This is a genomic window from Bifidobacterium sp. UBA6881, from assembly GCA_002451435.1.
GTDB lineage: Bacteria > Actinomycetota > Actinomycetes > Actinomycetales > Bifidobacteriaceae > Bifidobacterium.
Genome location: DKCF01000070.1, coordinates 1 through 3,348 on the forward strand (window position 1 = coordinate 1; position 3,348 = coordinate 3,348).

Annotated in this window: 1 protein-coding gene and 1 pseudogene; both read left to right on the forward strand. The window is 60.8% G+C overall.

Annotated elements, in window-relative coordinates; translation table 11 throughout:
* Positions 1-393, forward strand: a pseudogene (locus B3C64_RS05295) (hypothetical protein); the annotation flags it as partial.
* 183 nt (positions 394-576) lie between these two features.
* Positions 577-3,348, forward strand: a 2,772-nt coding sequence (locus B3C64_RS05300; RefSeq protein WP_291534236.1) for a hypothetical protein, incomplete at its 3' end; no start/stop codon positions are given.

Here is a 3,348-nt window from a genome sequence, read left to right on the forward strand (position 1 = left end):
GTCGACAAGTCCAAGCTGCAGTCCGCGGTGGACGAGGCCGGCAAGCTGAACGAGAAGGACTACACCGCAGACAGCTGGAAGGCGTTCGCCGGACAGCTGGAGTCCGCGAAGAAGGTCCTCGCCGACGCGAACGCCACCCAGGCCGACGTGGACGCGGCGGCCAAGGCGCTCGCCGACGCCCAGTCCAAGCTGGTCAAGGCCGGTGACGACAACGGTTCCGGCAACAACGCCGGTTCCAATGCCGGCGCCAACTCCGGCTCCGACAGCAACGGCTCGAACAGCACCCAGTCCAAGCTGAGCAGCACTGGTGCCGGTGTTGCTGCGATCGCCGGTGTGGCGGTGCTTCTGGCCGCCGGCGGCCTGATCATCGCACGTCGTCGCACGATGCGCTGATTCAGCACTGGATACCGGCATGTTCTTCGCGGAGCATGCCGGTATCCAACCACTTGTGGCCCACCACAAACGACTTGACGACATTGCAGGCATAGCAGCCTGATATGTTTCAAATTTTGCAATGCCGCGCATCCCAAAAAGACAAGCGGCATTGCCATAAAAAAAGAAAACTAAGGAGAAACAATGAAATTGCGCAAACCGCTGGCAGCGCTGCTGGCCACGGCCACGATGGCCGCGCTGGCAGTGACCTCCGGCGCGGCGACCGCGACCGCGATCGAGAACCCCACGGTGACCGTGCATCTCGACCAGTCCGGCTGCACCGCGAACACCAATAACACCAATTGCCAGATCACCCACGGCTCGACCGGCTTCCTGTATGGTCTGACCGACGATGGCGTTTCCAGCGACACCACGCTCAACGGCCTGTCGCTCGATTCCGACAGCGTGCTGGTCGGCAAGTCCCCGAGCGGCGTGCAGCACCCCAACGGCGATGTGCTGAACACCACCGACCAGTGGAAGCGCAACGGCGGCGGCGAGATCCAGGTGTACATGAAGGAAGCCTACAAGAACTTCCCGTATGTGGCCTACGGTAACGGCGGCATGGAAGGCGACTATGTGCCGAAACTCAAGCAGATGGTCACCGAATTCAACACCAAGTACCCGGACCTCAAGGATAACGTCGTCTGGATTCCATTCAACGAGCCGGACGTCAGCGACGCGAACTACTACAACCTGACGAACTACAACAGCAAGTACGACAGTGTCCGCACGAAGTTCCTCGAAGACTGGGACACGGCCGTCAAGGCGATTCGCGAAGTGTATCCGCAGGCCCGTATCGCCGGCCCGAACAACAGCGGCTACTCCGATAAGTTCTATCGTCAGTTCTTCCAGCATGCCAAGGAAAGCGGAACCGTACCGGATGTGGTCACGTGGCATGAGCTTGGCGACGGTTTCGGCAAATATCTGACGCACTTCCAGGCATGGAAGACTCTGGAAAAGGAGATCCTCTCCGATTACGTGCCGCCGGCAAACACTTCGCTGAAGCAGGGACAGACCATCAAGGTCAGCATCAACGAATACGCATGGTACGACCAGAACGGCAAGCCCATCGAACAGGTCAAGCCGGGCCGCCTGCTGCAGTACATGGCACGCTTCGAGAAGACCGGAGCCCAGGGTGCGCTGCCGTACTGGTACCCTGCCGGCGATCTCGACTGGCTGGTCACCAAGAACAACCAGGTGACCGGTTCCTACTGGCTGTACTACTGGTACGGCCTCATGAAGGGCAACCTGCTCAAGGTCGATCTGCCTGATGAAAACGGCAAGCCGCAGGTGCTCGCCTCCTACAACAAAGACAGCAACCAGACCCAGATTCTGCTTGGTGGTTCGAACGAAAGCTCGTACTCCACGACGCTGAACCTGAGCGCGCTGTCCGACAAGTACCCGAATGGCGCCCACGTGACGATCTACGCGACCGACGCGACCGCCCCGGCAGATTTGAACAATAAGGCGACCAGCATCCCGGCCGCTTCCGATGGACCTTACGTCGTGGCGGAACAGGACCTCAGCATCGCCAATGGCCAGGCAAGCCTGCCGCTGAACAACCTCAAGGGCGACAGCGCCTACTACGCGGTCATCACTCCGGCCACGTCGCAGGGCAAGGTCTCCAACAGCACCGTCGAAGCCGAATACGCGCGTCGCAACGGCACCGCCAAGGTGACCTACGGCAACGCCACCGGATACTCCGGCACCGGTTACGTCGAGGGCACCGATGCCACCGCATCCAGCGATTTCTTCGTCGATTCGAAGAAGGACGGATACAGCGAAGTGACGCTGCGCTACAGCGCTCCGAAGGCCGAAGGCCAGAACGCGAAGCGTACCGTCACGCTGAAGGTCAACCCAAGCGAAAGCTCCGCAAGGAACGACTCGCAGGAACTCACGCTCCAGCTGCCGGAAACCAAGGACGCCAACACCTGGCAGACCGCCAAGGTCCGCGTCTACATGCCGCTGGGCCTCAACCAGATCACCGTGGAAGGCTACGGCACCCAGGGCGTGCTCATCGATTCCTTGAGCACCGCCACCGCCGATGATTCCTCGGTGACCCGTTACGAGGCGGAGGATTCCTCCAACACGTTCAACGGCAGTGCCAAGGCATCCACCAACAACAACGCCTCGAACAGCCGTATCGTCGGCAATGTCGGCAATGGCGCGAACAACTGGTTCCAGTTCAACAAGGTGACCGTTCCGGAAGATGGCAACTACACGCTGACCATCGGCTACGCCCAGTGGGAGTACACCTCAAGCAACACCTGGCAGATCGTGAACCGTTGGGCCGATATGTCCGTGAACGGCGAGACCTCGAAGCATCTGGTGTTCGCCAACACCCGCAGCTGGAACAACTTCTGGACCACTTCGGTACGTGTGAACCTGAAGAAGGGCGAGAACACCATCCGCTTCGGCAACGCGAACACGGGCAGCGCCTCCGAGGACGGCAAGGCCAGTGGATGGGCGCCGAACTTCGACTACATCCAGGTCGCGCCCACCGTGGATGCGAGCAACGTGAAGTACACGACCGCGGATGGCGGTGAGATCAAGCCGATCACCTCGCTGACCGCAAAGGCGGATGGCCTCAAGGACGGCGTGCTGACGCTGACCGAAGGCGACACCGCGGATGTGGACGTGAACATCAAGCCGATCAACGCCACCGACGCGACGCTCACTTGGAATTCCTCCGACGCCTCCGTCGCGACGGCTGAAGAGGAAGAGGACGCCGACGGCGTCGCGACGCAGTCCGCGAAGCTTGTCGACACCCGCACGATCCATGCGCTCAAGGCCGGTGAGACGACCTTCACCGTGACTCCCGCCGTGAACGCCGAAGACGGTGTCTCCGCCACGTTCAAGGTGATCGTCAAGGCCAAGGATTCGGAGTCGACTTCCGTCGACAAGTCCAAGCTGCAG